The 25,179-nt window shown below is 51.9% G+C and carries 21 protein-coding genes; 15 read left to right on the forward strand and 6 right to left on the reverse strand.

Going from position 1 to position 25,179, the window contains the following annotated elements; all coding sequences use genetic code 11:
- Positions 1-4 precede the first annotated feature (4 nt).
- Positions 5-394, forward strand: a complete 390-nt coding sequence (locus tag BQ7483_RS00425) for a DUF4280 domain-containing protein (RefSeq protein ID WP_072544434.1) — start codon at positions 5-7, stop codon at positions 392-394.
- Positions 395-426: 32 nt separating this feature from the next.
- On the opposite strand, the gene BQ7483_RS00430 is transcribed toward BQ7483_RS00425, so the two are convergent.
- Both BQ7483_RS00430 and BQ7483_RS00435 read right to left on the reverse strand, forming a co-directional pair.
- The gene (locus tag BQ7483_RS00430; protein WP_072544435.1) at positions 427-1,152 is read right to left on the reverse strand and encodes a ribosome recycling factor; all 726 of its coding nucleotides are present in this window, start codon (positions 1,150-1,152) and stop codon (positions 427-429) included.
- 28 nt (positions 1,153-1,180) lie between these two features.
- Positions 1,181-2,509 carry a peptidase associated/transthyretin-like domain-containing protein gene (locus BQ7483_RS00435; protein WP_072544436.1) on the reverse strand — a complete coding sequence of 443 codons (1,329 nt, stop codon included), beginning with the start codon at positions 2,507-2,509 and terminating at the stop codon, positions 1,181-1,183.
- A 724-nt stretch (positions 2,510-3,233) separates the two neighbouring features.
- Here BQ7483_RS00435 and BQ7483_RS00440 point away from each other — a divergent pair.
- From BQ7483_RS00440 to BQ7483_RS00485, 10 genes are all read left to right on the forward strand, one after another.
- Complete coding sequence (locus BQ7483_RS00440) at positions 3,234-4,472, forward strand: HesA/MoeB/ThiF family protein (RefSeq protein WP_072544437.1); 1,239 nt, start codon at positions 3,234-3,236, stop codon at positions 4,470-4,472.
- A complete protein-coding gene (locus BQ7483_RS00445) occupies positions 4,469-5,284 on the forward strand; it encodes a hypothetical protein (RefSeq protein ID WP_072544438.1) in 816 nt (271 codons plus the stop codon). The genes BQ7483_RS00440 and BQ7483_RS00445 overlap by 4 nt, the downstream gene beginning before the upstream one ends.
- Entirely contained in the window at positions 5,281-6,420 is a 1,140-nt protein-coding gene (locus tag BQ7483_RS00450; RefSeq protein ID WP_139247479.1) for a hypothetical protein, read from the forward strand. Before BQ7483_RS00445 ends, BQ7483_RS00450 begins: the two co-directional genes overlap by 4 nt.
- A gap of 9 nt (positions 6,421-6,429) precedes the next feature.
- On the forward strand, positions 6,430-6,876 hold the full coding sequence (locus tag BQ7483_RS00455) for a GPW/gp25 family protein (protein ID WP_139247480.1): 447 nt from the start codon (positions 6,430-6,432) through the stop codon (positions 6,874-6,876).
- Positions 6,877-6,920: 44 nt separating this feature from the next.
- Positions 6,921-8,618, forward strand: a complete 1,698-nt coding sequence (locus BQ7483_RS00460) for a hypothetical protein (protein ID WP_072544441.1) — start codon at positions 6,921-6,923, stop codon at positions 8,616-8,618.
- An 84-nt stretch (positions 8,619-8,702) separates the two neighbouring features.
- Positions 8,703-9,020, forward strand: a complete 318-nt coding sequence (locus BQ7483_RS00465; RefSeq protein WP_139247481.1) for a hypothetical protein — start codon at positions 8,703-8,705, stop codon at positions 9,018-9,020.
- A gap of 145 nt (positions 9,021-9,165) precedes the next feature.
- Positions 9,166-9,657, forward strand: a complete 492-nt coding sequence (locus BQ7483_RS00470) for a ubiquitin-conjugating enzyme family protein (RefSeq protein WP_139247482.1) — start codon at positions 9,166-9,168, stop codon at positions 9,655-9,657.
- Between the two features lie 208 nt (positions 9,658-9,865).
- On the forward strand, positions 9,866-10,870 hold the full coding sequence (locus BQ7483_RS00475; RefSeq protein ID WP_139247483.1) for a hypothetical protein: 1,005 nt from the start codon (positions 9,866-9,868) through the stop codon (positions 10,868-10,870).
- A 5-nt stretch (positions 10,871-10,875) separates the two neighbouring features.
- On the forward strand, positions 10,876-11,721 hold the full coding sequence (locus BQ7483_RS00480; protein ID WP_139247484.1) for a hypothetical protein: 846 nt from the start codon (positions 10,876-10,878) through the stop codon (positions 11,719-11,721).
- A gap of 32 nt (positions 11,722-11,753) precedes the next feature.
- Positions 11,754-14,186, forward strand: coding sequence for an E3 ubiquitin protein ligase (locus tag BQ7483_RS00485; RefSeq protein ID WP_139247485.1), 2,433 nt, complete (start codon positions 11,754-11,756; stop codon positions 14,184-14,186).
- Positions 14,187-14,283: 97 nt separating this feature from the next.
- Here BQ7483_RS00485 and thrC read toward each other — a convergent pair whose 3' ends face one another.
- Genes thrC through thrA form a run of 3 tightly spaced genes read right to left on the reverse strand, consistent with a single transcriptional unit; the run spans position 14,284 to position 19,302 of the window.
- The gene (thrC, locus tag BQ7483_RS00490) at positions 14,284-15,585 is read right to left on the reverse strand and encodes a threonine synthase (RefSeq protein ID WP_022020301.1); all 1,302 of its coding nucleotides are present in this window, start codon (positions 15,583-15,585) and stop codon (positions 14,284-14,286) included.
- 18 nt (positions 15,586-15,603) lie between these two features.
- Positions 15,604-16,851 carry a cofactor-independent phosphoglycerate mutase gene (locus BQ7483_RS00495; protein ID WP_022020300.1) on the reverse strand — a complete coding sequence of 416 codons (1,248 nt, stop codon included), beginning with the start codon at positions 16,849-16,851 and terminating at the stop codon, positions 15,604-15,606.
- A gap of 18 nt (positions 16,852-16,869) precedes the next feature.
- Positions 16,870-19,302: a bifunctional aspartate kinase/homoserine dehydrogenase I gene (gene thrA, locus BQ7483_RS00500; protein WP_072544447.1), complete on the reverse strand. Its 2,433-nt coding sequence runs from the start codon at positions 19,300-19,302 to the stop codon at positions 16,870-16,872.
- Positions 19,303-19,772: 470 nt separating this feature from the next.
- On the opposite strand from thrA, the gene BQ7483_RS00505 reads away from it, so the two are divergent.
- Complete coding sequence (locus BQ7483_RS00505; RefSeq protein ID WP_072544448.1) at positions 19,773-20,810, forward strand: asparaginase; 1,038 nt, start codon at positions 19,773-19,775, stop codon at positions 20,808-20,810.
- 3 nt (positions 20,811-20,813) lie between these two features.
- On the opposite strand, the gene BQ7483_RS00510 is transcribed toward BQ7483_RS00505, so the two are convergent.
- Complete coding sequence (locus BQ7483_RS00510; protein ID WP_022020297.1) at positions 20,814-21,356, reverse strand: beta-class carbonic anhydrase; 543 nt, start codon at positions 21,354-21,356, stop codon at positions 20,814-20,816.
- A gap of 114 nt (positions 21,357-21,470) precedes the next feature.
- On the opposite strand from BQ7483_RS00510, the gene radA reads away from it, so the two are divergent.
- From radA to BQ7483_RS00525, 3 genes are read left to right on the forward strand one after another with little or no spacing between them, the layout of a single operon-like run.
- Entirely contained in the window at positions 21,471-22,838 is a 1,368-nt protein-coding gene (radA, locus tag BQ7483_RS00515) for a DNA repair protein RadA (protein WP_072544449.1), read from the forward strand.
- Positions 22,839-22,844: 6 nt separating this feature from the next.
- Positions 22,845-24,458, forward strand: coding sequence for an NAD(P)/FAD-dependent oxidoreductase (locus BQ7483_RS00520; RefSeq protein WP_072544450.1), 1,614 nt, complete (start codon positions 22,845-22,847; stop codon positions 24,456-24,458).
- Positions 24,459-24,484: 26 nt separating this feature from the next.
- On the forward strand, positions 24,485-25,093 hold the full coding sequence (locus BQ7483_RS00525) for a response regulator transcription factor (RefSeq protein WP_022020294.1): 609 nt from the start codon (positions 24,485-24,487) through the stop codon (positions 25,091-25,093).
- The last annotated feature ends 86 nt before the right edge of the window (positions 25,094-25,179 follow it).

Below are 25,179 nucleotides of genomic sequence, written 5' to 3' on the forward strand. Positions count from 1 at the left end.
GATTATGGCAAAATATGTTTGCATGGGCGCCACGCTGAAGTGCACGTTCGGCATGGCTCCCTCCTCGCTGATGGTAACGGTCCCCCTGCGACCGATGATCCAGAACAAGCCGAAAGCCACCATCATGGACTTCGCCCCGATGGTCAACATCCTGCCCTTCGGCATGTGCCAGTCACTGAGCAACCCCACGGTGGCCTCCGCCACCTCGGCCGCGATGGGAGTCCTGACGCCCATGCCCTGCATACCGGTAATCGTGGCCCCCTGGGCGCCGGGCGGCAAGCAACTGATCACCAACATGCCGGCCCTGCTGGACAACTGCAAGCTGATGTGCGCCTACGGCGGCAGCATCTCCATCAACATGCCCGGCCATACGTGCGACTCGCAGGGGAAATAATCCCCTGCCCGCCGCTACAAGCCGGACACTCTTTACTCTTCGCCGGTGAACTGGCTCAGGTCTAACTTCGAGCCTTTGTCTTCGCCGCGCGCGGCCTGACGCTCACTCTCGGCCTGCTCGGCCTCGGCCTTCTTCTTCAGGTAGTCCTGATAAGCCTCCTCTATCTGCTTTTCCTTCTCCTCGCGATAGGACTTGCATATATCCTTCATTTGGTCATACACCTTCTGGAGTTCTTCCTTTGCCTCGTCCATCTCCTCGGGCTTGGCACCGGCCAGTTGCTTGGCGATCTTCACGCCATACGCGGCATTTACCGCATCCACCTTGCCCGTCATTTCCCCGTAAATGGTCTTCACGTAATCCATGCCCGCATCGTGCCGGTCGTCGTTCACTTCGGGCATCGTGCACAGGACATACCGATCCTCTTCTCCGTCCGAGGATTCCTCCTCTCCGCTCTCCTCGCCGTCCTCGTCCATCGGTTTCTGTTTGATCTTATAGTCGGGATGTGCCTGGGCCACAGCCTTGCAGATGGCAAACAGGTAATCCTGCTCCTTGGGAATCAAGGCGAACTGATTGTCCTGGGGTAACGCCACATCGGCCACTTCTTCCAGATTCATCCGTTCACCGCCCACTTCGACTTCGACCGTCAGGAGGGCGGCCGGCTCGGCCTTCACACCGAAGTGCATGAACTGGTAGTTCATATACACCGCATATCCGTTCATTTTCTGCTGGGCTTCCTGCAACAGCTTATACACAGTCATTCTCATCTGTTTTCCTTTTGGTTATTTTTTATTTCAGTTTCAGTTTCACGTTCACAATGTCATTTCCCTTCAGACGGACGAGCGTCTCGGCCGCCTTACGCCCCTTGACCAGTCGGAGGCGATAGGTGCGATCGACGGGCAGGTTGCGCAGTACGCAGGGAGCAAAGCCTGCCGCGAGGCCGTTCAGGAAGACAGCTGCATCCACTTCGTCGCACGACACGTTCAGCAGTCCGTAATCGGCCAAAGGCGAAATGAGGTTCAGCTCCACGTTTTTCCCCGCATCGACCCAGAAGAAGTCGGTGCGTGAGTCCAGTCCCTCCTTTTTTGAACTGACGGCATAAAAGCCCGGAGCCAGCTTTCCCCGCCATTCGCCATGTGCCACCCGCTCTCGGTTGAGCCAGATTTCAGTGTCGGCATCGAAGGCGGTAATATGCACGTCGGCCCATTGTTCCGGCTGTATCTGAAGGCTGTCCGAAGCCAAGGAATCTGCCAAATCCTCATTTGGGAACCCAAGCGTCTCTATAGTCTGTCCTGGCTGCGGGAACGGACGTAACTTGATGCCATGCAGGTCGATCACCTTACGCTCTGCGTTGGCCAACTTCAGCCACTGTTCGTAGTAGAGCGAATCGCCTTGGTCGACGGTCAGACGATATCGACCGGGCATCAGACGGGATGTCTCGATGCGCTGCATCCCCAAGGGCTGCCCGTCCAAGCAGATGCGGGCATCGGGCCAGTCGGTCTCCACGGTCAGATAGGCGTAAAAAGGCTGCAACACGTAACGTTTCTCAAAGCGAACAGAGTCTGTCAGTTCGATGGTATCATTCAAGGTCTGGTAGAAAGGCGACTCAATACGGCAAGCATGCCGGCCCAGTGGCAAGTAAAGGGAAAGGGTGCCGTCCAAAAGAGGATGGATAACGGTATCTACATAGACGATGGCATGTTCGGGCACCGTCGAAATCAGCGCCCACTGCTTCTGCTGACGGAACTCTTTCTCCAGACTTTCAGTATGGAGATAGGCATGATAGTGCTTCTTTTTTTTCAGTACGCCTTCAGGCACCTTCCAGGCCAACTGCCTGTAGACGGGATGCTTGATGATGAGGAAAGCGGTGCGATGAGGCAGGGTTAGGGTGACCATTCCTTCTCCTTCGGCAGCAGGCACGGGCGTGTCGCCCACGAAGAACTGGAAGCCTTTTTCGTTAGTGAAAAAGTCCAGCAGGGCTTGCCGTTTGTCTGTTGTGAAAGGTGCCTTTTGCAGGAACGGCCTCTTGTAGCGTCCGAAATCCTCGACGCGCATCCGCTGTGCCATCACGGGAAAGGCCGTCACGCACCATAGAATTATGATCCACCCGTATCTCATGCGTACTGTTTCTGAAATCATGCCTTGCAAACATACGGAAAAATAACGGAATAACCGACGCTGTTCTCCGATTTTCTTTACAAAGTATCGGTATTATACCTGCGCCAAATGCCACTTTATGCGTATAACTATGGACTTTAGATTTCTCAAGTAGATAGTCTGCAAGCTGAAGAGGGCAATTTCCAGGCTGGGGAAAGCAGTCGTTTGCCCCGCTAAAAGCATCGCTTTGTCCAGCTTAAAGCACCGCTTTGCCCAGCTTAAAGCACTGCTTTGCCCAGCTTAAAACTTCGCTTTGAAGATGATTGACTTTTCCTGATTTAGCTAGACAGTTTTTTGTTTTATAAACTGAAGCAGTAGACACTTGACTTCCCTTTTAGCCATAGGCAAATATTTTCTCCGTTTATTCCTTCAACGTTTCACAACGATGGTAATCGTCTGTAGAAGAGAGAATTGTAGTGAAACATCCCGGTTTCACGTGAAAGCAAACGATACTTTATCAAGTGAAGGCAACGACCCTCATGCGGAGGCGAACACCGTCCACCGCATGTTTCACAAGAAACCACTAATATACACCGCATTACGGTGAATTTCACAAAGGGAAACGGAAATAGGAGCGTGAAAGGAAGCTTTTACAGGCTTTCATCCAAAAATTATTCCATTCGTTTGGGGGCTTTCCCGAATATTTGCTATATTTGAGCAGCCAAACAACTGAAAGCATCTTGCAATGAAAATGAAAGAAAACGACCCGATACCGACCTTAGCTCCCACATGGGGCGCGGATGTATTTCCGCTGCTCTCCTGGTTCAAGCAGGAGCGGGTAGACCGAGCCAATGTGATGGTAGTGGGTTGCGGTGCTCTTGGCAACGAGGTGCTGAAGAACTTGGCTCTATTCGGCGTTGGTCACGTGGTCGTTGTAGACTTCGACACCATCGAACCATCGAACCTGACCCGCTCCATCCTCTTCAGTCGGGCAGATGCCGAAGCCCGTCGTCCCAAAGCGGCCGTAGCGGCAAAGCGCATTCGTGAGATCAATCCTTCCATTCAAGTGCTGCCACTCGAGAGCGACATCTGCCACGATGTCGGGCTGGGCCTGCTACGTCAGATGGATGTCGTTGTGGGCTGCGTGGATAACCGTTGGGCTCGCTATTGCCTGAACCGCTTGTGTATGCGTGCCGGGGTACCTTGGGTGGACGGCGGCATAGACGGGCTGGAAGGAACGGCAAGGGTGTTTATGCCCGGCAAGAATTGCTATGCTTGCAATTTGGGGCCTGAAGCGCTGAGGGACATGTCGTACCGTTTGTCATGCAGTACGGCCATTCGACGAAATGAACAGGCGAACCGTGTGCCGACCACGCCGGTCATCGCTTCCGTCATCGGTGCCGTAGAAGCACAGGAAGCCATCAAACTGCTACACCCTGATGAACTGGCCAGCGGAGAACTGGCCTCGCTATGCGGAAAGATGTTCTACTACGAAGGTCAACACCTGGCCGCGCGTATTGCAGACTTTACGGGTTACGACGAGGAATGCCCCGTGCACGAGCGATGGGGACCAATAGAAAAAGTAAAACTCACGACCGACAGGCCGATTGGCGAGGTACTGGACAGCCTGGCCGGACAATTGGGATGCCGGGACGTGGAAATCGTACTCAGGGACCACTGCTTCGTGGATTACCTGACCGTACGGAAAGACGAGCAAAAAGTGACCGTCCTGCTTCCCGACTATGCCATTGCCCGCTTTCTGGAAGAAGAGCCCACCTTACGCCAGCTTCCTTTCCACGCCCTTTACCAACATGAGATAAAAACTGTCGACAGGGATTTTCCCTATCGGGACCTGACACTGTCACAGATTGGCATTCCGCCGTGGAGCGTCCTGCATGTGCGGACAGAAAACGGCAGCCGCTACGTAGAGCTGGTCGACGAACGAAATTACTCAACCTTCTTATATCAAAACAGACAGGCATGATGAACGAGACAAAACCATTTGATATCAGTGCGGAATTTCTCTTGAATTACCTCTTCCCTGACCACACAGACCAGTGGCAAGCGGAATGCGCCGGCGCATTCTATCGGAACTACAGCCCGGACATCCTGTCGCTTGAAGAGGACAAACGGACGGTACGCCTGGCTCGCGACGGTTTCCTGCGGTTGCTCCCCCAAGGAGTTATCGCTCCCGACAATGCCCTGAAAGGAAAGGACTTCGAACAGAAATACGAACAACTCAAAAAGAAAGAGGAACTTCTGAAAGATCTCTTCAAGCCTGTAGACACCCAGAACTTCAGATTTCGACTCCACATTGAGAAAGAAGCTTCACAACTGTCGGACGGGAAACTGGCCCTGCTGCTCAAACACTATTTCGGCTACGACCTGGAGAAGGAAGAAAATCCATACATCCGAAAAACAGCTCCGCTGCTTCTCCTCATCAGCCACCTGCGCGCTGATTTCGATTTTTTGCGAACCCTGCTGAAAAGCTTGTTCGACTGCCCTGTAGAGATGACGACCGGCCGATATACGTGGGATGAAAGCATCGGCTATTCACAACCCGCCATCACCTATGATCTGATTGTCCCAGACCTGACAACTGAGGCATACAACGAGTTAAAAGCGGCCGTAGATCCGTTTGCCGACTTTATTCGCGAATGGTTCATACCTTTCGACACGCATTGTTCCATTGCCATCAAACACCATGAGCGTTTTGCCCTGGGTAACGCCCTGACACTGGACTACAATACCGAGATATCAACTCATCATATTGACACTAACAGGAACCCATTATGAATATCAACTCAAGAATAGATTGGAAAGCCGGCATGGCAATCTCCGCCCAAACTTTTTTGGAACTGGACGAGAACCTGCGCCACAGACAACAAGCGGCAACCCGAGCCGTCAATGGAAATGAATTCGGCCTCATACCTTTCACCGAATTCGACAGGCAAGGTGGTTTCGTCCGCAACAAACTGGAAATAGACCACCTGGCTTGCATGGCTCTACTTCCCTCCGGAAAAATCCTGCACATCGATGAAAAGGTTGTAGTGACCGTCCCGCTGGTGTATGGCAACGAATACTACCTGGCCTGCGGTTTCGGCGAAAAGGAAGTGGAATTCGACGTAAAGGAGGTCCCCTTTGTACGGCCGGAATATACATACGGCATCTATTCCCTGAGCGAACTGGAGGGGACAGACCTTTTCCCAGTCATGAAATTCAAAGTCAGCGACGGTATCTTTTCCATCGACGAATCTTACATTCCTCCTTGTCTATATCTATCGTCTGACAATCGCTTCCAACCGTATCTGGAGCAACTCACAAAGCAAGTCAGCTTACTGGCCGAACATCCGAACCTGGAATCAGGAGAAGGGAAACGTGCTTTCCAACGCTATGCCTATCTGTTAAAGAGTTATGATACTCAAGGCAGGACGCGCCCTTTCATCCAACTGACCTACGAAATAGCCCAAGCTATAGACTACTATATCGTTACGCCAAACGCCGAGATACCTGTAACCATACCGGCTTATTCGGGATATGACATCGCAAACTGGCTGGACTGGTTGGACGGCTATCTGCATAACGCGGCAGGCACCCTCGACAAAGTAGTCCTGGAAGACCACTCCATTGACTTTGACGAGCTGAAAGCACAAATCAAGGCGGAATTGTACGAACAATTGCGCCCTGAACTGTACGAACAACTTTACACTGAACTTAAGGCCAAACTCTATGCCGAAATTTCCGAAGACCTGACTGTCCGCCTGACCGACTACATCACCCAACAACTCAAGACTGAACTGCATGACCTGTTGTCGGGAGAATTGTCGGAAGAACTGTACGAAAGCCTGTACAAGAATCTGTATGAAAGCCTGTACAATGCTCTATATGTCCCAGTAGAAAAAGAAGAGGATGAATTCACACCATTAATTTAAAAGTATGTCATGAACGTTTTACTACCTTTGCAAGTAACAAACGGACGTCTGGCCTACGCTTCCACGTCGCAAATGGCCATCGACGCGTTCATCGAACTGCTGCTGAGCACACCGTGTGGAGGCTGTGGGGCAGATCCAGAATTCGGATTTATATTCAACAACCTGAAATTCGAGATCTTCAACGAGAAGGAGGGGGTCATTTATGATTCATCGCCACAGGACAACTCAAACTCGAAACTTTACGACAAGAAGGTTTCGGGAAACTCCAAAAACCTCAATACATTTGCGGTAGACCTGAAAAAAACCATCGAACAATACGAGAAAAGGCTGACTGAAGTTTCCGTTTCCATGACATACCTTAAAAACCAGAAAATGATTCAAATTGTCGTTGAAGGCATGCTTGTGGAGACCAATGAATCCTACAAGTACACAACCAGCATCAACCTCTGGAACTAACTTTCTTCAAGAAACGTCCTGACCATAACTTAAATGAGACAGAAATGAAACAGACGATATTCAATACACGCCAAAGGGCAAAAGAAATCATCAAAGAAGCCATTGCTGTTTGGGAACAAAGCACCAACAGCGAACACCTGGAAGGCATTGAGCAAGATCCGGTATTCTCCCTGTTTCTGACAGCACTGGCCTATCAGGCTAACGAAATCGACAACGAAATCGAACAGCTCAAGGCCGAAATTCTTTATGAGCTGGAACAAATGCTCGTTCCCTACGAACGGACTCACGCACTCCCAGCAACGGCTGCCGTAGAAGTGACACCCAGTGAAAGCATCTCAATCCAGACACTGGACCACCGAACGGTCTTTTCCCTTCAGGGCACATCGTTCACATTTATTCCACTTCTCAGTACACGGGTGTTCAACTGCAAAATATCCTCGATAGTCCGTATGGACAACCGCCGCTGGAAAGTGGGTCTGCAATTCAAGGAACCGGTCAACAACCTGTCTGGCATGACCTTCCTAATCGGCAATCCTCATTTCCAAGATTTGAAGGTTTTTGCCAACGGGCACCCGCTTCCGCTTATCAAGCCGTGTGATTACGCCGATTTGCCCTTGGACAGTTGCTTCTCGCTGGAAAACCTGCTCTACAATGAATCACCCATTTTCCAACCACGCCACATCTGGTTTGACCTTTTTGCGAGACAGAACGTACGGCTATTTGCAATAGATACTTACAAGACTCCGTCGGCCACATCCCTATCAAACGAAAGATTGGAACTGGTTTTCGAATTCTTTGGCATTGACGACCAGTTCTTGTTTGACAAGGAACTGTTGTCTTTGAACTGTACCATCCTGGCCAATGCCTCCATAGCATCTGCCAATCTTTCGTCCAGTTCTCCCATCACGCGCCTAAACGGGGCGAACGATTTTTCAACATACTGGCAATTCCTGCACCTGATCCGACCTGCAGATACACAGATGTTCAAAGAGGAACCCATTGAAATCCGTAAGATGACAGCCAGTCGGTTCAATCCCGAACATCTGGTCAAATTGGCTAGCACGCTCATCAACCGCTTCTCCTCCGATTACTATGCTTTCCAGGGCATCGACACCCTCCGGGAAGGGAACTTCATGGACAGCTTCTACTCTTTGTTGAAAAAGATGTCGGAAGGACTGGCCAAGACCCCGAACATTTATACACCGTCTCTCTATCTGATGTTCAAGAACGACAACGGTTCCCGTCCCAAAGACAAAAGTCTCCATATAGACTATCTGGTCACTAACGGTAGTGCCGTCAATGGCTTATTGAACAACAAAAGCCGTTTCAATATCCTGGCAAATGGTTTCTTCGCAGATGTCAAACTGGTTGCCGAACCTATGCCTGGCTTTGACGAGGTGCAGAATATGGATGCTGAAAACCTGCTCGCGCGCTACTACCTGACCACCAACGACCGAATTGTGACACCAGCCGATATCAAGATCTTATGCTATAACGAGCTGGGTACGCGCTTTGGCATCACAAACGACATGATAACAGGCATAAGGGTCAGAAACAACCGCCACACAGAACGCTACCATTGCGGACTGGAGACTCAGGTTTACATATCCTTGAAAAACGATCCCTACATCAAACGAAATTTTCTGGAGAAAATACCGATGACCGAAATGTTGTTGCAAAAAATGATTGAAGTACGAAGCACCAACATCCTGCCGGTTCAAGTAAGCATCGAGATCAGTTAGGAAGGCGATTGGGAAAAATCCTGATAAGTAGAACTATTGAGAACTCTTAATTTATTATTTTTGCAATCAAACAAAGACGTAACAATGGAAGATTTTTTTTTAGACATCGTATATAAAGACAAAAAAGTAAGGTTCCGTATCATGAACCCACAGGCTCCCTTGAGTACCCTGATGAATAATTTGCGTCATGCCATCGGGAAAGACGGACGGCTTATCTTCGATTTTCCATCGATAGACCCGACAGGGGCCCCTTTAGACTATTTCTTCGGGAAAGAGGACACAGCGACTCACGAAACACGCGTACTCAGGCCTAGGATAGGAAAAACAGACCAGACATTGGCGGATTACAACGTCAACAATGGGGATACTGTTTTTCTAATTCCTGATCCCTTCCCCGGATAAAGAATCATACACCCTAACAAAATTCAGTATGCGAACATATCCCATGAATTGGCAAGGGTACTCTTCTCAACAATTGAATGGAAGAAATCGGAGACTGCTCCATGAATGGAGCCAACTGGATCGTGCCCTTGAACGACGAAATGAAATGGAGTATCAAGTTATCAGACGTAATGAGCAAGGCCTGCCCACAATGTATCTGATAACCTACCATATCCGCTCCATTTGCAGTGTAGAACAACTTGAACGGTTGAACGAGCCAGGTATAGTCAACAAACCCATTTTCGCTTCAACCTTTCTCATGCGTATCTACCTGCCCGAGAATTATCCTTGCGTGGACGCACCTGCCGAATTTTATTTCTTGGCTTACGATAAAGAAGGCCAAACAATCCCTCATCCATGGCATCCCAACATACGATATTTCGGAGATTTTGCGGGAAGGGTATGCCTGAATAGTCCTGACACTTACTCCAGCCTGGCTTGGTGTGTAGAGCGAATTGGACACTATCTGACTTATGACCGTTATCATGCCATTCAAGAACCTCCCTATCCGGAAGACTTGAAAGTGGCAGAATGGGTAATCAAACAAGGAGAGCCTCAAGGATGGGTTTATTTCGATCAGCAACCCGCTTTAAAATAAGGCAATAGAATAAGTATTTTCAATTTAAATTCGTATTTTTGTCCATACATTTAAATGCTGAAACATGAAATCCCTGAATAATGTCATATATGTTCTCATCCTATTGTGCTTCAGCTGTAACCTGAAAGCACAAACAGTCAAGCAAATAGAAGTGGCTGGAAATGCCCCATACGTAGATCACATCTCACTTCTACCGGGAACAACCGACATGGATCTTCTGGTAAAGATTAGTTTCAACGAGCCGAAAAACAGCCTTACTGTTCACCTGATATCCTATCGGAAACTGTTTGTTTTCCAAAGCGATGTACGCTATTCGCATGTAGTACGCTTTCATAAGCTTAGGCCCAACAGGCTACCTTATGTGGTGGAATCGGATGAAAAAGCGAGATATAAGATGATGAAACCCTTGAGAAAATCCATCAAACCCAAAAGAAAGCACATCTTCAGGCAGTGGATTGAGTATGAGGGGCTTCAGCCACAGCCGACCGAATACAAGATGGTGAACGACTACATTGAACAAACATTCGACATTCTTCATGAAATGGCCGATGTATCTATCACGCTAAGAGATATACTCGTCATGAGCGAACGAACAAGTCGAAAGAAGATTAAATACGACCTTTTTTCCCAAACGGACTTGAACCGCAAATACAACATTTCTATCAAAAGAGATCCTTGTTTCGGAAAAGAAGAGGAGATAGAGGCTGCTGCAAACCTGGTCAAAAGCATCAAAGAGGGATATGCCACACTTGACCAAAAATTCGGCCTGCACTCCAACCTGAAGGGACCTGAAAGTGAAGAGATATTCAATGAAATGAAAGCGCTCTTACTGAAACAATACCCCAAAAAGGAAGAAACAAATGCCTGCCCAGATATCCAATCGAGCATAGAAGCCTACAACGGCTATGTGGATGCTATCCAAAAGATGCAATGTAAATTCCAAGTCATAAAAGAAAAACAGAGCACGATGTTTGACCTCAGTGCCGACTTCATTCTGGCAACAGCCAGACAAATTGACAACAACACCAACAAATGGTTATTGAGTTCAGACGAGATTGAGAAAAAAGACCTGGAAACTGCATGCAAACAAGCTATAACCCTGATTGAAGCGCATGTACAACGAGCGACAGAAATCAACCACGACCAGCAGGCAGCTCTTAACATTTTCAATAAAGCCAAAGCTTATTTCCGCCAAACCTGCCAAAAGAAATAACGCGTATGAAAGAATTGAGACATCACATACGGTTACTGTTCTGCCTATGCATCGGAATGATTTTCTCCTGCGCCCAAATCTGGGGGCAGGATGAATCAAACAGTTTTGTTGACGAGATGCATCTGCTGGAAATAGAAAGCCGCATGCTCAGCTTTTATCAGGAACTCAAAGATATTTCCGCCAGGGTTGGACAATATACATCGAATGAACAGCTTACGGAAGCCAGCCAGAAAGTGACAACAATCGACGCCAAATGGAATACCTATTACCAATCGAGGCAGATTGAAATAGCCGAAGACGACTCCCTACTGCAGATTGTTGCCGACTATCAACTGACCAAACAGAACTTGCTGGACTCGATTGCCATTCAAAAACACTTCTTCGATGCACAAAAAAATTTCGCAGATGCAGAAGTCTTTTTTCAGACACAAGACAGTACTTATGCCAAACTCTATAAAACGGCAGTCGAATATTCACTGCTCAAAACATTGGCTGCTGAACTTGAAAAGGTGAAAGGGAAAGAACAATTGTTGTTCTCAGAAATTCAAAGTCACTATGACATTGCCAAGAACCTGTCGGAGGAGTTCAAGGACCTCCTTCCCCGTTTCCAATCGATAGAAGAAAAGTACATCGAACTGAAAAATATATCCGATAAAATACAAGCCTTGGAATACAAGCCTTGGCTACAGCGAATAAAAGACTATTTATATAGCCTGGCCGCAGTAGCTATGATTTTATTGTTCCTCAACATGTTGCAAGCCAAACTGAAAGTGCTCAAGCAGGCACGAGAGAACGCAAAGAAACTCCGAGAAATGATGGACAAAGACAATAATGACTATCCGACTATCTAATGAAATTTATAATCCGAAAATAATCCACAACAATGAAAAGCCGCCACATCATATCGCTTCTGTTAATGTTACTCCTCGCCTTGTCGGGCTGCAATCAATTTAACATCATCAACAATGCGTCCAAGCAAGATTTGAACATCAACATCACTAAAATAGAATTTGAGCCAGACTACAAACGCTTTCATCTGAACGTAGAGATAAACGACACCCTCACGGCAATGTTGCTGAGCACCAGCGCCGACAGCATTCATTTCGAGACAAAAGAATTTTTAAAAAACAACGCCTACGATCCGAAAACCCAGCCCCAACTGGAAAGTTATGAAAACCTCAAGCTGAAAGAAATTAACGAGCTAAAATTAGATGCACTTTTCCTGATTGACCTGACATTGGATTCCACTGCAATCAATCAACAAAATCAGATTATCAGAAATCTGGCAAAACTCTTTGCGCTGGATCACCTTCATGTAGCCTTTATGAAAAATGGCGAAGTGACTCCAACCATGATTGCGACAGATTATGTCATGAACAACTATTTCAAATGTGAGTCAGGAGAAAAATACCTCTATCGCGCCCTTTCCTCCAAAATAGACGAGTTCAAAAAGGATTCTTCCGAATATGTCGAGAGAGTCAAAAACACTCCATCGACAGGCTTTCTTGCCTCCGCACGAAAAATCATGTTCGTCTTCTCTGACGGAAAGGTCTACAACCATAACAAACCGATTGACCCCAAACACTTTGAACTGCAACACCAAATCATTCAACAAATAGATACGACTCAAACGTTCCCCATCTTCTATTTCAATTTGGAAAAAGAAAACGAGGGTAACGACATAGGAGAAAAACAAGACATGCTTGCCGGCCAGGCAGACGAAGAGTCCCAAAACTTCCTGACAGCACTTTGTAATAAAAGTGGAGGTAAATACATCAATGCCTCCAATCAACAACTAAAATTGAACGACATACTGCATTTATTCAATAATAATTATATTGACTACACCTTCAACTATGTAAATCCCGACTATAAGATTTACAGAGGAATGGAACGCAAGCTCCAGATTACCTGCTACTCGGGCGACAGTCTGGTTGCTTCCGACTACATTTCCTACAATGTAGGAAGTATCTACAATCCTGTCATTATCAATGGTGCAACAACGCTTCAAATCATTCTTCAAGGCTGTTTAATTGGCATAATAACCATCCTCTTGCTCTATTTGATCTTCCAATTCATTCTACCAGGCATCAGCTATTGGTTATTCAAAAGAAAATACGTAACCCGATACACTGGCAAGAACATGAGTTACAACGGAATGCTGATTGAGCAATCCTGTTATTTCTGTAAAGCTCCCTTTGTGGAAGGTGACGAAATCGTTGCGAAATGCCGGCATATACTTCACAAATCCTGTTGGGACGAAAACGAATACCAGTGTCCGGAATACGGAAGACATTGCAAACAAGGACGGCACTATTATAACTCAAGAGACTTGTTTGACCCACACAATGCTTCGTTTTACCTCGCGTGGATCATAGCCGGAGCCTTTGCAGGCCTTATCGCCTGGATAAATTTTACCGCCAACGTCCATAACAACGAGAATTTGTTACTGGTTAAACTCATATACCTCATTTTTGGTGTAGATTCCGGTTCCCCACAAATTACCACGCTTGTAGAAGAATACGGCAGCCACCTTCTGTTCCTGCCATTCTACGGTTTGAACATTGGCTTTTTCCTGACTTTCTCATTAAGCCTTCTGACCAGCCACGGGCGTTGGCTATGGAAAAGGACATTACAAATCATCGCCCGATCGCTCATTGGAGGTCTTTTCAGCTACCTGTCATTCTTCATCGGATGTGTCATCTCCATAGCACTGAACTTCAAGGATAATTCCTTCCTCGTCGATTGGATTCCTTGGATGTTGAGCGGGCTCGTCATCGCATCAGCAGTGGTTTATGGAACCGACATCAAATTAAAGAAGGCATTGATCGGTGCGGTCATCTCTATCATATTCGGACTGGGGTCTATGTACTTGTGGTCATTCTCCTTCAACGCCCAGGTCGATACACGTGAGTTCCTGCTCTTGAGCTACATGATCTACTGCATCGGATTTGCCATCAGTGTAGCGGCCACTTGTCCGAAGTCCGAACGATACTTCCTCCGGGTAGAAGGGCCTATCAAGGATATGGATATCGCAATCTATAAATGGATGAAAGCACCTGAACAATCGAAAAGAATATTGATTGGCAAGTCGGTCAACTGTGACCTGCAAATGACGTGGGACATCACCAGCCCCATTACGCCAGAACAGGCTGAAGTGAAGATGATAAATGGCAATCTCTATCTGATAGCGTTGGAGGAAGGCGTTCTGTTCGACAAGAAACCGCTGAAGACAAACGTCCGGAAGAAGCTTTATCATGGAACAAAGTTTGTCATAGGAAAAACTACGTTTACCTACCTCGAAAAGGACCTGTAATCGGTTTTCATTTGTCGGGTAAAGGAAAAGGCTGTATCAAGAACCCTGTTAATGGCATTTCTTGACACAGCCTTTTTCCTGTAACAAAAGCCTGGTTTTACTTGCTCATCAGATAGCTTTTGAATGCGGCAAATTCTTTCGACATCGGTACGCTCTGCTTTTCACCCTTCATGAAGGCTTGTAGCTTGGCGGGGATTTCTACAGGCTCGCCGATAATCTTTTCCACTGTATCCTTGAATTTGGCCGGATGGGCCGTCTCCAGGAAGATGCCTGTTTCGCCCGGCTTCAATCCTTCGGCCAGGGCTCGGTAGCCACAAGCACCGTGCGGGTCGAGCAGGTAATGGTGTGCCTGCCATACCTGCTTCATCGTTTCGGCAATCTGCTCGTCGGTATAGGTGGCTCCGCTGATTTCGGCACAGATGGCGGCATGGTTGTTGCCATAGAGGTCGAGCACACGAGCAAAGTTGCTGGGAGCACCTACGTCCATGGCATTGGCAATGGTGGCTACCGACGGACGGGGTGCATAGACTCCTGTCTGCAAGTATTGGTAGAAGATGTCGTTGCGGTTGTTGGCGGCAATGAATCGTTTTACGGGCAACCCCATACGCTTGCCGAAGAGCCCCGCCGTGATGTTGCCGAAGTTTCCGCTGGGTACACAAACCACGACATTGTCGGCTTTACCGGCCTTCTTCAGCTGGGCATAGGCGTAGAAGTAATAGAAGGCCTGCGGCAGGAAGCGTGCCACGTTGATGGAGTTGGCGCTCGTCAGCTGCATGTGGGCATTCAGTTCCTTGTCCATGAAGGCGGCCTTTACCAGCGCCTGGCAATCATCAAAAGTGCCGTCTACTTCGAGGGCAGTGATGTTCTGTCCCAGGGTGGTGAACTGCTTCTCCTGTATTTCACTCACCTTGCCTTTGGGGTAGAGCACATAGACGTGGATACCCTCCACACCCAAGAAACCGTTGGCCACCGCACTGCCTGTGTCGCCCGAAGTGGCTACCAGTACGTTGACCTGCTGTTTGCCCTCCTTGCGGATAAAGTAGCCCAACAGACGTGCCATGAAGCGGCCTCCCACATCCTTGAAGGCCAGTGTGGGGCCGTGGAAAAGCTCCAGTGAATAAATGTGGTCTGACACGGGCACCAGCGGCGTGTCGAAACTCAGCGTATCGCATACAATCTGCTTCAGCGTATCGGCTGGTACGTCCTCACCAAAGAAGGCGTCGGCCACACGACAGGCTATCTCCTGAAAGCTGAGGTTCTCGATGTGGTCGTAAAAGCTCTGCGGGAGCGCCTTGATGACTTCGGGCATGTAGAGCCCCTTATCGGCTGCCAGTCCTTTGACAACGGCCTCTTCCAGGCTGACGTTACGTTCCTGTTGGTTGGTACTATAGTATTTCATGTGTTTCGATGTTTGGGGTTATTTCATAAATTCATTCATAAATTCATCTTCCTTCATCAGACCATAAACGCCGTTGCAGGCGGCTACTTCGTCGAAGGTCTGTACCTCGTCGGGCTCGATGCCCGGATACCAGATGAGGAAAGGTACGGGCTCGGCCGTGTGCGTACGCAGTTCGCAGGGAGTGGGGTGGTCGGGCAGGACGGCAATGGCAACCGGCTCTTCCCAATCCTTTACCTCCTCGTAGATAGGGCCTATGGCGCGGCTGTCCAGATTCTCGATGGTGCGTATTTTCAAGTCCACGTCACCCTCGTGGCCTGCCTCGTCGCTGGCTTCTACGTGCAGGTAGACGAAGTCATCGGTTTTCAACGCTTCGAGTGCGGCAGCGGCCTTGTTCTCATAGTTGGTGTCGTACAGGCCGGTGGCACCCTCTACCTTCAGTCTCCGCAGGCCTGCATAGTAGCCGATGCCGTTGATCAGGTCGACGGCCGAGATGACAGCTCCCTTGCGTATTTGAGGATATTTCTCGGCCAGCGACTCCATCTGTGGACGATAACCGGGGCTCCATGGCCAGATGCTGTTGGCAGGGTCCTTGCCTTCGGCCTTACGCTTCAGGTTGATCGGATGGTTCTCGAGCAAATCCTGCGAGCGTACTATCAGATCATTGATTAAGTCGGCCGTCTGTGCGGGTGTCAGCTCGGCGCCGCCTTCGGGCTGGGTGATGTGTTCCGTGCCCGGCAGGGGCTTCACCATCAGGGGACGGTAGGGCTTTAGCGGAACGTCGTGGGGCGGGGTGCAGGCAATGCGCTTGTCACCGCCCTTGATGACCAGCAGGTGGCGATACTGCACGCCCGTGTAGAAGTGTACCCGCTCGTTCCCCAATTTCTCCTGAAGGTATTTTACCAGCACGTCGGCTTCGGGCGTCGTGATGTGGCCTGCCGAATGGTTCTTCAGCAAATCACCTTCGATGCAGATGATGTTGCAGCGCATGGCCATCTCGCCCGGCTTCAGGTCGACACCGATGCTGGCGGCCTCCAGCGGGCCGCGTCCTTCGTACACCTTGGGCAGGTTGTAGCCCATGACAGACATATTGGCCACTTCGCTTCCGGGGTGGAAGCCTTCGGCCACGGTGACAAGCCGTCCCGTACGGCCCATGCGGGCCAGCTTGTCCATGTAGGGCGTACGGGCGGTCTGTAGCAGCGTCTTGCCGCCCAGCGACTTCACAGGCCAGTCGGCCATGCCGTCGCCCAATATGATGATGTGTTTCATTTCTCAATTCTCCATTAATTAAACGTTTGCAATACTCATGATGTCTGCAAAGACGCCTGCGGCCGTCACACTGGCTCCTGCGCCATAGCCTTGGATCATCATCGGGTATTCCTTGTAGCGCTCGGTGGTAAGCAGAATGATGTTGTTGCTGCCCTCCAGACCATAGAATGGATGGCCGATGCCCACTTCCTGCAAGCCTACCGATGCCTTGCCGTTTTCCAGCCGGGCTACGAAACGCCAGTGCTTGTGCTCGGCTTCGAGCACCTTGCGGCGGGCTTCGAAGTCTGCATCGAGGGTCGGAACTTTCTTCCAGAAGTCGTCCAGCGAACCTTCGAAGAAGTCGTCGGGCACAAAGAGATGCTTCTCCACATCCTCCTGCTCCAGACGGTAACCGGCCTCGCGTGCCAGGATGACCAGTTTGCGGATGACGTCCTTGCCACTGAGGTCGATGCGCGGGTCGGGCTCGGAATAGCGTTCGGCCTGCGCCATGCGGATGGTCTGGCTGAAAGGCACGTCGGCACTGATTTTGTTGAAGATGTAGTTCAGTGTTCCGCTCAGCACGGCCTCAATCTTCAGGATCTTGTCGCCGCTATGGATAAGGTCGTTGATGGTATTGATGATGGGCAGACCTGCACCCACATTGGTTTCGAAGAGGTATTTCACTCCGCGCTGACGGGCTATCTGCTTCAGCTCGCGGTAGTTCTCGTATTCCGACGAGGCGGCTATCTTGTTGGCCGCCACTACCGATACGTTGTGCTGCAGCAGGTCCTTGTAGAGAGAGGCGACGCCTGAGCTGGCCGTACAGTCGACAAACACCGAGTTGAAGATGTTCATACCGATTATCTCGTTGCGCAGCACGCCCAGCGAGCTGTCCATGCCCTTTTGCTTGAGCTCTTCGCGGTAGTGCTCCAGATCGATGCCTTCGCGGCAGAACAGGGCTTTCGAGGCATCGGCGATGCCCACCACGTTCAGCTGGAGGCCGTTCTCCTGCATCAGTTTCTGGCGCTGGCTGTGGATTTGCTCGATGAGGCTTCCGCCTACCGTGCCGATGCCGCAGATGAAGAGGTTGAGCACCTGGTATTCGGAAAGGAAGAACGAGTCGTGGATGACGTTGAGCGATTTGCGGAGCGACTTGCTTTCGACCACGAACGAGATGTTCGTCTCCGAGGCACCCTGTGCACAGGCTATCACGTTGATGCCGTTGCGTCCCAGCGTGCCGAACAGCTTGCCTGCGATGCCGGGTGTATGTTTCATGTTCTCTCCTACGATAGCGACCGTGGCCAGGTTCTTTTCCGCCTGGATGGGCGAAATTTCACCCATTTCGATTTCCTTGGCAAACTCTTCGGACAACACGGCGCAGGCCAGGTCGGCATCGGCATTGCGCACACCGATGGACGTGGAGTTCTCCGACGATGCCTGCGACACGAGGAACACGCTGATGCCGTTCTTGGCCAGGGCCTTGAAAATGCGGTAGTTCACACCGATGACACCGACCATACCCAATCCCTGTACCGTGATCAGCGTGGTGTCGTTGATGGACGAGATACCCTTGATGGCCTTGCTCTGAGGGTCGGACACCTCTTGCTTGATGATGGTGCCGGCACCTTCGGGGTTGAAGGTGTTCTTGATGAGGATGGGGATGTTCTTGTGGCACACGGGGTAGATGGTGGGCGGATAGACCACCTTGGCACCGAAGTTACACAGCTCCGTAGCCTCCACGTAGCTCAGCTCGTTGATGGTGTAGGCGGTGGAGATGACGCGCGGATCGGCGGTCATGAAGCCGTCCACATCGGTCCATATCTCCAGCGAGTCGGCATCGAGGGCGGCGGCGATGATGGCTGCCGTATAGTCGGATCCGCCTCGTCCCAGGTTGGTCACGTCGCCTGTCGTCACGTCGGTGGCGATGAAGCCGGGTACCAGCGAGCGTCGGGGCAGATTGGCGAAAGTGCTGCGCACCAGCCGGTTGGTCAGTTCCTTGACCAGCACGTGCTTGGAAAACTTCTTTTCTGTCTTGATGAACTGGCGTGAGTCAAACCATTCGGCTCCCGTCAGCCGGGCGGCGATGATCGACGAGATGCGTTCGCCGTAGCTCACGATGGTGTCCGATGTCTTCTGCGACAGGTCCTTGATGAGGTAGATGCCCTGGAAGATGTCCTTCAGCTCGTTCAGCAGTTCGCCCACCTGTTGCTGCAGTTCCGTCTGCTCGGGGCCGGCCGGAAAGACTTCCTTGATCATTTCCACGTGGCGCGACACGATTTCGCGGAAACCGTCCTCGTAAGAAGCGTCGCCTGCCGCAGCCTTGCGCGAGGTGTCTATCAGTTTGTCTGTGATGCCGCCCAAGGCCGAAACGACTACAATCACCGGCTCGTCTGCGGCCTCTACTATCTTCTTGACGTTCAAAATGCTTTTTGCGGACCCTACGGATGTTCCGCCGAATTTCATGACTTTCATTTCTCTGTATATATTTGGATGGAAAGGGTGATACAATATGTCGGGAGCAAGCTTTGGAAAGCCTGCGCAGACGTTTGGAAAAACGGGTAAACTTGAAAAAACGATTGAAAAATTGGTGTAACACGTAGAAACACAAATACTATCCCCTAACCCCTAAGGGTCATGGTACACATGGATGTCCCTGTATGAAAATAGTATCCGTTCATAATCATAGTTTCTTCGTTTTCTTTTTGATAGGTTGCCGCAAATATAGTAATAAAAACATTCAATCTAACACTTTTGCCTACTTTTTTGCGATAAAAGTGCAGAAAGAGCTTCAAAAGGCAAGACAAATGTCCGTCAACTCTTTTGCCCGTTTCTGTTTTCCCCACGCGGAAAGCCGGAGATTTTGCGTCACTTTTCTTTCATTTTGTCAGGATATTAAAGTAATATAACTATATTTGCATAAGAATTGCGAAATAAATCATTGAATGACCGCCAATAATACTTCCGTTTTGCTAATATATACCGGCGGTACTATCGGAATGATAGAAAACCCCGAAACGGGTGCGCTGGAGAACTTCAACATGGAGCAGCTCCAGAAGCACATTCCCGAGCTGCACAACTTCGGCTTCTGCATCGATACCTATCAGTTCGACCCGCCGATGGACTCGTCGGACATGGATCCGGAGGCCTGGCAACGGCTGGTGCGCATCATCAGCGACCACTACGACCGCTATACGGGCTTCGTCATCCTGCACGGCACCGACACGATGGCCTATACCGCTTCGGCCCTGAGCTTTATGCTCGAGAACCTCAACAAGCCCGTCATCCTGACCGGCTCGCAGCTGCCCATCGGCGTGCTCCGTACCGACGGCAAGGAAAACCTGCTGACCAGCATCGAGATAGCCACCGCCTGCCATCCCAACGGACGCCCCGTGGTGCCCGAAGTCTGCATCTTCTTCGAAAACCACCTGATGCGCGGCAACCGCACCACCAAGATGAATGCCGAGAACTTCAACGCCTTCCGCTCGTTCAACTATCCCAACCTGGCTTCGGCGGGCATCCATATTAAATATAATAATGTGCAGATTCATGCCCATTCGGGGGCGGCTGTGCTGAAGCCCCATTACCTGCTGGACACCAACATCGCCATCCTGAAACTCTTCCCGGGCATACAGGAGAACGTTGTGGCTTCCCTGCTGGCCACTGAGGGACTGAAGGCGGTGGTGCTCGAGACCTACGGTTCGGGCAACGCTCCCCGCAAGGAGTGGTTCCTTCGCCGGCTGCGCGATGCCTGCGGACGGGGGCTGGTCATTGTCAATGTCACCCAGTGCCACGCCGGCATGGTGGAGATGGAACGCTACGAGACGGGCTACTGGCTGATGCAGGCCGGCGTGGTGAGCGGCTACGACAGCACTACCGAGTCGGCCGTCACCAAGCTGATGTTCCTCCTGGGCCACAACTACGGCCCCGACGAAGTGCGTCGCCTGATGACGGTCCCCCTGGCCGGAGAAATCACCGTCTGATCCCTATTCCACCGGCGTCAGCTCGCCCGTCACGGAGTCGATGATGTAGCCCGACACGCGTATGTCGTGCGGGATGAGCGGATGGTTCACGATGGTGTCCACCGTCTGCCGTACCGATTTTTCCGTGTCGCCGAAGCCGTAGAGCCACGATTCGAAGTCTACGCCGCAGAAGCGCATCATGTCGATCGTTTCCTGGTGGATGCCCCGTGCCTTCATGTGGGCTATCATCTGCTCGCTGCTCATGTGGCATGCTCCGCAGTCGGAGTGCGCGATGACCATCACCTCCGTCACGCCCAGTTCGTAGATGGCCACCAGCAGGCTGCGGATCACGCTCCCGAAGGGATGCGAGATGATACCTCCCGCGTTCTTTATTATCTTCACGTCACCGTTCTTGATGCCCAGTGCGGCGGGCAGCAGTTCGGTCAGCCGAGTGTCCATGCACGACAGGATGGCTATCTTCTTGTCGGGATACTTCGTGGTGATGTATTTCTCGTAGCCTTTTTCGGCCACGAACCGCTTGTTGAATTTCAGAATTTCGTCTATCATAATAAATCCGTATTACAGGTGTACTGAAAAAGTAAAAAAACTCCGTGAAACCCTGTGTACTCTGTGCCGAATAAAGTATCTTTGAAGCCACAATCTTAAAAAGAATTTCAGATTATGGCCAAAGAAAAGACCGTGTACGTGTGCAGCAACTGCGGGCAGGAGTCGCCCAAGTGGCAGGGAAAATGCCCGGCGTGCGGGCAGTGGAACACCTTCGTCGAGGAAATCGTGCGCAAGGAGCCCGCGGCCCGTCGCCCTGAGGCAGGCATCGCGCCGACCAAGGCCAAGCCCGTGACGCTGGACCAGATAGAGGCGGCCGACGAACCCCGCATCGACCTGCACGACGCCGAGCTGAACCGCGTGCTGGGCGGTGGGCTGGTACAGGGCTCGCTGGTGCTGATCGGTGGCGAGCCGGGTATCGGCAAGTCGACCCTGGTGTTGCAGACCGTCCTGCGCCTGGCGGAGAAGCGTGTGCTCTACGTCTCGGGCGAGGAGAGCGCCCGTCAGCTGAAGCTGCGTGCCGAGCGGCTGACGAAGCGGTCGTCGGATTGCCTCATTGTCTGCGAGACATCGCTCGAACAAATCTACGTCCACATCAAGAACACCCGCCCCGACCTGGTTGTTATCGACTCCATACAGACCATCTCGACCGAAGCGCTCGAATCCTCGCCCGGCAGCATCGCCCAAGTGCGCGAGTGTGCCGCCAGCATCCTGCGCTTCGCCAAGGAGACGCATACGGCGGTCATCCTCATCGGCCACATCAACAAGGAAGGCAGCATCGCGGGCCCCAAGGTGCTGGAGCACATTGTGGACACTGTTCTCCAGTTCGAGGGCGACCAGCACTACCTGTACCGCATCCTGCGCAGCATCAAGAACCGCTTCGGCAGCACCGCCGAGCTGGGCATCTATGAGATGCGTCAGGACGGCCTGCGGCAGGTGAGCAATCCTTCGGAACTGCTCCTGAGCCAGGACCACGAAGGTATGAGCGGGGTGGCCATCGCTTCGGCCATCGAGGGGGTGCGGCCGTTCCTCATCGAGACGCAGGCGCTGGTCAGCTCCGCCGTCTACGGCAATCCGCAACGCTCGGCCACGGGCTTCGACCTGCGCCGCATGAACATGCTCCTGGCCGTGCTCGAGAAGCGCGTGGGCTTCAAGCTGGCGCAGAAGGACGTCTTCCTGAACATCGCCGGTGGCCTGAAGGTGAACGACCCCGCCATCGACCTGGCCGTCATCAGCGCCATCCTGTCGAGCAACGTGGATACGGAAATCGAAGCCGAAGTGTGTATGGCGGGCGAAGTGGGGCTCTCGGGCGAGATACGCCCCGTGAACCGTATCGAACAACGCATCGGCGAGGCCGAGAAGCTGGGCTTCAAGCGCTTCATTCTGCCCAAGCACAACCTGCAGGGACTGGACACGCGGAAGCTGCGCATCGAACTGGTGCCGGTGAGGAAGGTGGAGGAAGCTTTCAGAACTTTATTTGGATAAGGACTTATGACATACGAATACACAATCAGAGTGCTACCCGAGGTAGCCGCCAACGAACAACAATTGAAAGCCTATCTTGTACGCGAGAAAGGCCTTGACGAGAGAACCCTCAACGCCACCCGCATCCTGAAGCGGAGCATCGACGCCCGCCAGCGGACAGTCTTCGTGAACCTCACCGTGCGGGCCTACGTCAACGAAGTGCCCCGCGACGACGAATATCAGCACACGGACTATCCCAACGTGGAAGGCCGCCCGCAGGTCATCGTCGTGGGGGCCGGCCCCGGAGGCCTCTTCGCCGCCCTGCGCCTCATCGAGCTGGGCCTGCGCCCCGTGGTGGTGGAGCGCGGCAAGGACGTGCACGAGCGCAAGAAAGACCTGGCCCAGATCAGCCGCACGCAGGCCGTGGATCCCGAGTCGAACTACAGCTTCGGCGAAGGCGGCGCGGGAGCCTACTCCGACGGCAAGCTCTACACCCGCAGCAAGAAGCGCGGCAATGTGGACAAGATACTCAACGTCTTCTGCCAGCACGGCGCCTCACCCTCCATTCTGGTGGACGCCCATCCGCACATCGGTACCGACAAGCTGCCCCGCGTCATCGAGAGCATGCGCAATACCATCCTCCAGTGTGGCGGCGAAGTGCATTTCCAGACACGCATGGACGCCCTGCTCATCGAGGGCGGCGAGGTGAAGGGCATCGAAACCCATACGGGACAGACCTTCCTCGGCCCCGTCATCCTGGCCACAGGCCACTCCGCCCGCGACGTCTACCGCTGGCTGGCTGCCAACGGTGTGGAGATTGAGGCCAAGGGGATTGCTGTGGGTGTGCGTCTGGAGCATCCTGCACACCTCATCGACCAGATACAGTATCACAACAGGAACGGGCGCGGCAAGTATCTGCCCGCTGCCGAATACAGCTTCGTCACGCAGGTCGAAGGCCGTGGTGTCTACAGCTTCTGCATGTGTCCCGGCGGCTTCATCGTGCCCGCCGCCAGCGGTCCCGAACAGATTGTGGTGAACGGCATGAGTCCCAGCAACCGCGGCTCGCGCTGGAGCAACAGCGGCATGGTGGTGGAGATACGGCCGGAAGACCTCCCACAATTGAAAATGGAGAATGGAGAATGGAAAATGAACGATGAACATTTTCAATTTTCCATTCTCAATTCTCCATTAAGTATGCTTTCCTTCCAGGAACATCTCGAACGCCTCTGCTGGCAGCAGGGCAACCGCCGGCAGACAGCTCCCGCCCAGCGCATGGCCGACTTCGTGAACCGCCGTCTCAGTGCCGATCTGCCCGAGACGTCGTACGCCCCCGGCCTGATTGCTTCGCCCCTGCACTTCTGGCTGCCCCCGTTCATCGCCGGGCGTCTGGCCAAAGGCTTCCAGCAGTTCGGCCGCAATGCGCGCGGCTTCCTGACCAATGACGCCGTGATGATAGCCGTGGAGACCCGCACGTCGGCACCCGTCCGCATCGTGCGCGACCGCGACACCCTGCAGCACGTCCGCCTGCGCGGCCTCTTCCCCTGCGGCGAGGGGGCTGGCTATGCCGGCGGCATCGTCTCGGCTGGTGTAGATGGCGAACGGTGTGCCGAAGCTGCGGCGCAGTATTGCGAAGGTAGATGAATATCCAAATTTTATTTTGACAGCTTATGACATCTACCCCCGAAATCGCCATCATCGATGCCAACACCCTGAGTAGCCTGGGGCTGGGCGGCCTGCTCGAAGAGCTGATACCCGGCGCCGTCATCCGCACGTTTCCCTCGTTTGCGGCCTTTATGGACGACACACCCGACATGTATGCCCACTACTTCATCTCGTCGCAGGTGTATCTGGAGCATACGGCGTTCTTCCTGCCGCGGCGTCCCAAGACCATCGTGCTGGCCGCGGGCGAAGCCGGTCCGCAACTGGCAGGCGTGCTGACGCTGAACATCTGCCAGTCGGAGAAGGAACTGGTGCGGAGCATCGTGCAGCTGCACGGGCACGGTCATCGGCACGGGCACCCCGGCAAGCTGCCCGCACCGGCCGACCTGCCTGCCAACCTGCCTGCGGGGCACGACCTGACGGCACGCGAGATAGAGGTACTGGTGCTGGTGGTCAAGGGACTTATCAACAAGGAGATAGCTGACCGTCTGAACATTAGCCTGACCACCGTCATCAGCCATCGCAAGAACATCACGGAAAAACTGGGCATCAAGTCTGTCTCGGGCCTCACCATCTATGCCGTGATGCGCGGCTATGTGGAGGCCGACCAAATCTGATGCTTTTCCCGCGATTTCCTCATAAGTGAGGATTGTACGTCCCGCAGATTTGCCTTTACTTTGCAGCCGAAACAACTGAAACTGCA

Origin of the sequence: Mediterranea massiliensis, from assembly GCF_900128475.1 — a bacterium.
Classification (GTDB): Bacteria; Bacteroidota; Bacteroidia; order Bacteroidales; family Bacteroidaceae; genus Bacteroides; species Bacteroides massiliensis_E.

Excerpts from the sequence above, each read along its gene's own strand:
- BQ7483_RS00505 (WP_072544448.1), top strand. The coding sequence starts at position 19,773 with ATGACCGCCAATAATACTTCCGTTTTGCTAATATATACCGGCGGTACT.
- BQ7483_RS00450 (WP_139247479.1), top strand. The coding sequence starts at position 5,281 with ATGAATATCAACTCAAGAATAGATTGGAAAGCCGGCATGGCAATCTCC.
- BQ7483_RS00495 (WP_022020300.1), bottom strand. The coding sequence starts at position 16,851 with ATGAAACACATCATCATATTGGGCGACGGCATGGCCGACTGGCCTGTG.
- thrA (WP_072544447.1), bottom strand. The coding sequence starts at position 19,302 with ATGAAAGTCATGAAATTCGGCGGAACATCCGTAGGGTCCGCAAAAAGC.
- BQ7483_RS00455 (WP_139247480.1), top strand. The coding sequence starts at position 6,430 with ATGAACGTTTTACTACCTTTGCAAGTAACAAACGGACGTCTGGCCTAC.
- BQ7483_RS00485 (WP_139247485.1), top strand. The coding sequence starts at position 11,754 with ATGAAAAGCCGCCACATCATATCGCTTCTGTTAATGTTACTCCTCGCC.
- thrC (WP_022020301.1), bottom strand. The coding sequence starts at position 15,585 with ATGAAATACTATAGTACCAACCAACAGGAACGTAACGTCAGCCTGGAA.
- BQ7483_RS00445 (WP_072544438.1), top strand. The coding sequence starts at position 4,469 with ATGATGAACGAGACAAAACCATTTGATATCAGTGCGGAATTTCTCTTG.
- BQ7483_RS00470 (WP_139247482.1), top strand. The coding sequence starts at position 9,166 with ATGGAGTATCAAGTTATCAGACGTAATGAGCAAGGCCTGCCCACAATG.
- BQ7483_RS00435 (WP_072544436.1), bottom strand. The coding sequence starts at position 2,509 with ATGAGATACGGGTGGATCATAATTCTATGGTGCGTGACGGCCTTTCCC.
- BQ7483_RS00430 (WP_072544435.1), bottom strand. The coding sequence starts at position 1,152 with ATGACTGTGTATAAGCTGTTGCAGGAAGCCCAGCAGAAAATGAACGGA.
- BQ7483_RS00440 (WP_072544437.1), top strand. The coding sequence starts at position 3,234 with ATGAAAATGAAAGAAAACGACCCGATACCGACCTTAGCTCCCACATGG.
- radA (WP_072544449.1), top strand. The coding sequence starts at position 21,471 with ATGGCCAAAGAAAAGACCGTGTACGTGTGCAGCAACTGCGGGCAGGAG.
- BQ7483_RS00520 (WP_072544450.1), top strand. The coding sequence starts at position 22,845 with ATGACATACGAATACACAATCAGAGTGCTACCCGAGGTAGCCGCCAAC.
- BQ7483_RS00460 (WP_072544441.1), top strand. The coding sequence starts at position 6,921 with ATGAAACAGACGATATTCAATACACGCCAAAGGGCAAAAGAAATCATC.
- BQ7483_RS00425 (WP_072544434.1), top strand. The coding sequence starts at position 5 with ATGGCAAAATATGTTTGCATGGGCGCCACGCTGAAGTGCACGTTCGGC.
- BQ7483_RS00475 (WP_139247483.1), top strand. The coding sequence starts at position 9,866 with ATGGATCTTCTGGTAAAGATTAGTTTCAACGAGCCGAAAAACAGCCTT.
- BQ7483_RS00465 (WP_139247481.1), top strand. The coding sequence starts at position 8,703 with ATGGAAGATTTTTTTTTAGACATCGTATATAAAGACAAAAAAGTAAGG.
- BQ7483_RS00510 (WP_022020297.1), bottom strand. The coding sequence starts at position 21,356 with ATGATAGACGAAATTCTGAAATTCAACAAGCGGTTCGTGGCCGAAAAA.
- BQ7483_RS00480 (WP_139247484.1), top strand. The coding sequence starts at position 10,876 with ATGAAAGAATTGAGACATCACATACGGTTACTGTTCTGCCTATGCATC.
- BQ7483_RS00525 (WP_022020294.1), top strand. The coding sequence starts at position 24,485 with ATGACATCTACCCCCGAAATCGCCATCATCGATGCCAACACCCTGAGT.